Here is a 5,733-nt window from a genome sequence, read left to right as displayed (position 1 = left end):
GCATTGAATGTTTCAAACATTTTGGTTAAGTCCTCGATCTATTAGTATTCGTCAGCTCCGTATGTCGCCACACTTCCACCTCAGACCTATCAACCTGATCATCTTTCAGGGATCTTACTTCCTTGCGGAATGGGAAATCTCATCTTGAGGGGGGCTTCATGCTTAGATGCTTTCAGCACTTATCCCGTCCGCACATAGCTACCCAGCGATGCCCTTGGCAGAACAACTGGTACACCAGCGGTGCGTCCATCCCGGTCCTCTCGTACTAAGGACAGCTCCTCTCAAATTTCCTGCGCCCGCGACGGATAGGGACCGAACTGTCTCACGACGTTCTGAACCCAGCTCGCGTACCGCTTTAATGGGCGAACAGCCCAACCCTTGGGACCGACTACAGCCCCAGGATGCGATGAGCCGACATCGAGGTGCCAAACCTCCCCGTCGATGTGGACTCTTGGGGGAGATAAGCCTGTTATCCCCGGGGTAGCTTTTATCCGTTGAGCGATGGCCCTTCCATGCGGAACCACCGGATCACTAAGCCCGACTTTCGTCCCTGCTCGACTTGTAGGTCTCGCAGTCAAGCTCCCTTGTGCCTTTACACTCTGCGAATGATTTCCAACCATTCTGAGGGAACCTTTGGGCGCCTCCGTTACCTTTTAGGAGGCGACCGCCCCAGTCAAACTGCCCACCTGACACTGTCTCCCCGCCCGATAAGGGCGGCGGGTTAGAAGGTCAATACAGCCAGGGTAGTATCCCACCGATGCCTCCACCGAAGCTGGCGCTCCGGTTTCCAAGGCTCCTACCTATCCTGTACAAGCTGTACCAACATTCAATATCAGGCTGCAGTAAAGCTCCACGGGGTCTTTCCGTCCTGTCGCGGGTAACCTGCATCTTCACAGGTACTATAATTTCACCGAGTCTCTCGTTGAGACAGTGCCCAGATCGTTGCGCCTTTCGTGCGGGTCGGAACTTACCCGACAAGGAATTTCGCTACCTTAGGACCGTTATAGTTACGGCCGCCGTTTACTGGGGCTTCAATTCGCACCTTCGCTTACGCTAAGCGCTCCTCTTAACCTTCCAGCACCGGGCAGGCGTCAGCCCCTATACTTCGCCTTACGGCTTCGCAGAGACCTGTGTTTTTGCTAAACAGTCGCCTGGGCCTATTCACTGCGGCTCTCTCGGGCTTGCACCCTAACAGAGCACCCCTTCTCCCGAAGTTACGGGGTCATTTTGCCGAGTTCCTTAACGAGAGTTCTCTCGATCACCTTAGGATTCTCTCCTCGCCTACCTGTGTCGGTTTGCGGTACGGGCACCTCTCACCTCGCTAGAGGCTTTTCTTGGCAGTGTGGAATCAGGAACTTCGCTACTATAATTCGCTCGCCATCACAGCTCAGCCTTCACGGGAAACGGATTTGCCTATTTCCCAGCCTAACTGCTTGGACGCGGATATCCAATACCGCGCTTACCCTATCCTCCTGCGTCCCCCCATTGCTCAAATGGTGAGGAGGTGGTACAGGAATATCAACCTGTTGTCCATCGCCTACGCCTTTCGGCCTCGGCTTAGGTCCCGACTAACCCTGAGCGGACGAGCCTTCCTCAGGAAACCTTAGGCATTCGGTGGAGGGGATTCTCACCCGTCTTTCGCTACTCATACCGGCATTCTCACTTCTAAGCGCTCCACCAGTCCTTCCGGTCTGACTTCACAGCCCTTAGAACGCTCTCCTACCACTGTTCGAAGAACAGTCCGCAGCTTCGGTGATACGTTTAGCCCCGGTACATTTTCGGCGCAGAGTCACTCGACCAGTGAGCTATTACGCACTCTTTAAATGGTGGCTGCTTCTAAGCCAACATCCTGGTTGTCTAAGCAACTCCACATCCTTTTCCACTTAACGTATACTTTGGGACCTTAGCTGGCGGTCTGGGCTGTTTCCCTTTTGACTACGGATCTTATCACTCGCAGTCTGACTCCCAAGGATAAGTCATTGGCATTCGGAGTTTGACTGAATTCGGTAACCCGGTAGGGGCCCCTAGTCCAATCAGTGCTCTACCTCCAAGACTCTTACCTTGAGGCTAGCCCTAAAGCTATTTCGGAGAGAACCAGCTATCTCCAGGTTCGATTGGCATTTCACCCCTACCCACACCTCATCCCCGCACTTTTCAACGTGCGTGGGTTCGGGCCTCCATTCAGTGTTACCTGAACTTCACCCTGGACATGGGTAGATCACCTGGTTTCGGGTCTACGACCACGTACTCAATTCGCCCTATTCAGACTCGCTTTCGCTGCGGCTCCGCATCTTCTGCTTAACCTTGCACGGGATCGTAACTCGCCGGTTCATTCTACAAAAGGCACGCCATCACCCGTTAACGGGCTCTGACTACTTGTAGGCACACGGTTTCAGGATCTCTTTCACTCCCCTTCCGGGGTGCTTTTCACCTTTCCCTCACGGTACTGGTTCACTATCGGTCACTAGGGAGTATTTAGCCTTGGGAGATGGTCCTCCCGGATTCCGACGGAATTTCACGTGTTCCGCCGTACTCAGGATCCACTCAGGAGAGAACGAAGTTTTGACTACAGGGCTGTTACCTTCTATGGCGGGCCTTTCCAGACCTCTTCATCTACCTCGTTCCTTTGTAACTCCGTACAGAGTGTCCTACAACCCCAAGAGGCAAGCCTCTTGGTTTGGGCTAGTCCCGTTTCGCTCGCCGCTACTCAGGGAATCGCATTTGCTTTCTCTTCCTCCGGGTACTTAGATGTTTCAGTTCCCCGGGTCTGCCTTCTCATATCCTATGTATTCAGATATGGATACCACTCCATTACGAGTGGTGGGTTTCCCCATTCGGAAATCTCCGGATCAAAGCTTGCTTACAGCTCCCCGAAGCATATCGGTGTTCGTCCCGTCCTTCATCGGCTCCTAGTGCCAAGGCATCCACCGTGCGCCCTTTCTAACTTAACCGTTAAAAAGAATCACTACGTGATATCTTGCATTACTAATTGAATGTGAATTACTTCTGTTATCTAGTTTTCAAAGAACAACATCTCGAAGAATCGAATGATCCTTCAAAACTAAACAAGACAGGGAACGTTCTGTTTATAAGACCCAAGGTCTTATATTCCGTTAAAATCCTTAGAAAGGAGGTGATCCAGCCGCACCTTCCGATACGGCTACCTTGTTACGACTTCACCCCAATCATCTGTCCCACCTTCGGCGGCTGGCTCCTAAAAGGTTACCTCACCGACTTCGGGTGTTACAAACTCTCGTGGTGTGACGGGCGGTGTGTACAAGGCCCGGGAACGTATTCACCGCGGCATGCTGATCCGCGATTACTAGCGATTCCAGCTTCACGCAGTCGAGTTGCAGACTGCGATCCGAACTGAGAACAGATTTGTGGGATTGGCTTAACCTCGCGGTTTCGCTGCCCTTTGTTCTGTCCATTGTAGCACGTGTGTAGCCCAGGTCATAAGGGGCATGATGATTTGACGTCATCCCCACCTTCCTCCGGTTTGTCACCGGCAGTCACCTTAGAGTGCCCAACTGAATGCTGGCAACTAAGATCAAGGGTTGCGCTCGTTGCGGGACTTAACCCAACATCTCACGACACGAGCTGACGACAACCATGCACCACCTGTCACTCTGCCCCCGAAGGGGAAGCCCTATCTCTAGGGTTGTCAGAGGATGTCAAGACCTGGTAAGGTTCTTCGCGTTGCTTCGAATTAAACCACATGCTCCACCGCTTGTGCGGGCCCCCGTCAATTCCTTTGAGTTTCAGTCTTGCGACCGTACTCCCCAGGCGGAGTGCTTAATGCGTTAGCTGCAGCACTAAGGGGCGGAAACCCCCTAACACTTAGCACTCATCGTTTACGGCGTGGACTACCAGGGTATCTAATCCTGTTCGCTCCCCACGCTTTCGCTCCTCAGCGTCAGTTACAGACCAGAGAGTCGCCTTCGCCACTGGTGTTCCTCCACATCTCTACGCATTTCACCGCTACACGTGGAATTCCACTCTCCTCTTCTGCACTCAAGTTCCCCAGTTTCCAATGACCCTCCCCGGTTGAGCCGGGGGCTTTCACATCAGACTTAAGAAACCGCCTGCGAGCCCTTTACGCCCAATAATTCCGGACAACGCTTGCCACCTACGTATTACCGCGGCTGCTGGCACGTAGTTAGCCGTGGCTTTCTGGTTAGGTACCGTCAAGGTGCCGCCCTATTTGAACGGCACTTGTTCTTCCCTAACAACAGAGCTTTACGATCCGAAAACCTTCATCACTCACGCGGCGTTGCTCCGTCAGACTTTCGTCCATTGCGGAAGATTCCCTACTGCTGCCTCCCGTAGGAGTCTGGGCCGTGTCTCAGTCCCAGTGTGGCCGATCACCCTCTCAGGTCGGCTACGCATCGTTGCCTTGGTGAGCCGTTACCTCACCAACTAGCTAATGCGCCGCGGGTCCATCTGTAAGTGGTAGCCGAAGCCACCTTTTATGTCTGAACCATGCGGTTCAAACAACCATCCGGTATTAGCCCCGGTTTCCCGGAGTTATCCCAGTCTTACAGGCAGGTTACCCACGTGTTACTCACCCGTCCGCCGCTAACATCAGGGAGCAAGCTCCCATCTGTCCGCTCGACTTGCATGTATTAGGCACGCCGCCAGCGTTCGTCCTGAGCCAGGATCAAACTCTCCGATAAAGTAGTTTGACTGACTACGCACATCGCTGTGCGATTTATTTAAAACTTTGAATTAACAGGTACGTTTTGTCTTGTTTAGTTTTCAAAGATCATTATAATGGAGCGGGTGATGAGAATCGAACTCACGACATCAGCTTGGAAGGCTGAGGTTTTACCACTAAACTACACCCGCATGTTGTTTGGGGCGATTGATGGGAATCGAACCCACGAGTGCCAGAGCCACAATCTGGTGCGTTAACCACTTCGCCACAACCGCCATAATCTGAAGATGAATAAATAATATAGTGGCAGGGGCAGTAGGAATCGAACCCACACCGGAGGTTTTGGAGACCTCTGTTCTACCGTTAAACTATGCCCCTATTTATAAAATGGTGGAGGGGGGCAGATTCGAACTGCCGAACCCTGAGGGAGCGGATTTACAGTCCGCCGCGTTTAGCCACTTCGCTACCCCTCCGTATTTTTTTGAAAAAGAGTGCCGGCCAGAGGACTTGAACCCCCAACCTACTGATTACAAGTCAGTTGCTCTACCAATTGAGCTACACCGGCACGGTGGTGGAGGATGACGGGATCGAACCGCTGACCCCCTGCTTGTAAGGCAGGTGCTCTCCCAGCTGAGCTAATCCTCCATATGACCCGTACGGGATTCGAACCCGTGTTACCGCCGTGAAAGGGCGGTGTCTTAACCGCTTGACCAACGGGCCGTCTGGTTGAGAACTTATCTGGCGGAGAAGGAGGGATTTGAACCCTCGCGCCGCTTACGCGACCTACACCCTTAGCAGGGGCGCCTCTTCAGCCACTTGAGTACTTCTCCGTATGGCTCCACAGGCAGGATTCGAACCTGCGACCGATCGGTTAACAGCCGATAGCTCTACCACTGAGCTACTGTGGAAAAATCATCATGGTGGGCCTGAGTGGACTCGAACCACCGACCTCACGCTTATCAGGCGTGCGCTCTAACCAGCTGAGCTACAGGCCCATCTTAACTTATTCAAGGAACAAAGTTCCTTCAAAACTAAACAAGACAGGGAACGTTCTGTTTATAAGACCCAAGGTCTTA

10 tRNA genes and 2 rRNA genes are annotated in these 5,733 nt (G+C 52.8%); all 12 read right to left on the bottom strand.

The features are described from left to right. Positions 1–21: 21 nt before the first annotated feature. Positions 22–2,951, bottom strand: a 23S ribosomal RNA gene (locus ACFVVM_RS34295). Between the two features lie 175 nt (positions 2,952–3,126). Then, positions 3,127–4,676 (bottom strand): 16S ribosomal RNA (locus ACFVVM_RS34290). Together the 16S and 23S rRNA genes with 10 tRNA genes alongside form the textbook arrangement of a ribosomal RNA operon. 98 nt (positions 4,677–4,774) lie before the next feature. Next, positions 4,775–4,848, bottom strand: a tRNA-Gly gene (locus ACFVVM_RS34285). 8 nt (positions 4,849–4,856) lie between these two features. Beyond that, positions 4,857–4,932 (bottom strand) — tRNA-His (locus ACFVVM_RS34280). A gap of 29 nt (positions 4,933–4,961) precedes the next feature. After that, positions 4,962–5,035 (bottom strand) — tRNA-Trp (locus tag ACFVVM_RS34275). Positions 5,036–5,045: 10 nt separating this feature from the next. Continuing rightward, positions 5,046–5,130 (bottom strand) — tRNA-Tyr (locus tag ACFVVM_RS34270). A gap of 19 nt (positions 5,131–5,149) precedes the next feature. After that, a tRNA-Thr gene (locus tag ACFVVM_RS34265) sits at positions 5,150–5,222 on the bottom strand. A 4-nt stretch (positions 5,223–5,226) separates the two neighbouring features. After that, positions 5,227–5,302 (bottom strand) — tRNA-Val (locus ACFVVM_RS34260). A gap of 3 nt (positions 5,303–5,305) precedes the next feature. After that, positions 5,306–5,377, bottom strand: a tRNA-Glu gene (locus ACFVVM_RS34255). A gap of 19 nt (positions 5,378–5,396) precedes the next feature. Then, a tRNA-Ser gene (locus ACFVVM_RS34250) sits at positions 5,397–5,487 on the bottom strand. Between the two features lie 3 nt (positions 5,488–5,490). Then, positions 5,491–5,565: transfer RNA gene (locus ACFVVM_RS34245), tRNA-Asn, on the bottom strand. 10 nt (positions 5,566–5,575) lie between these two features. Continuing rightward, positions 5,576–5,652 (bottom strand) — tRNA-Ile (locus tag ACFVVM_RS34240). Positions 5,653–5,733: the final 81 nt, after the last annotated feature.

This window comes from Nocardia sp. NPDC058176, from assembly GCF_042883805.1.
Taxonomy (GTDB): domain Bacteria; phylum Actinomycetota; class Actinomycetes; order Mycobacteriales; family Mycobacteriaceae; genus Nocardia.
Note: the sequence above shows the minus strand (reverse complement) of the source record. Positions and strands in the feature narration are given on the sequence as shown.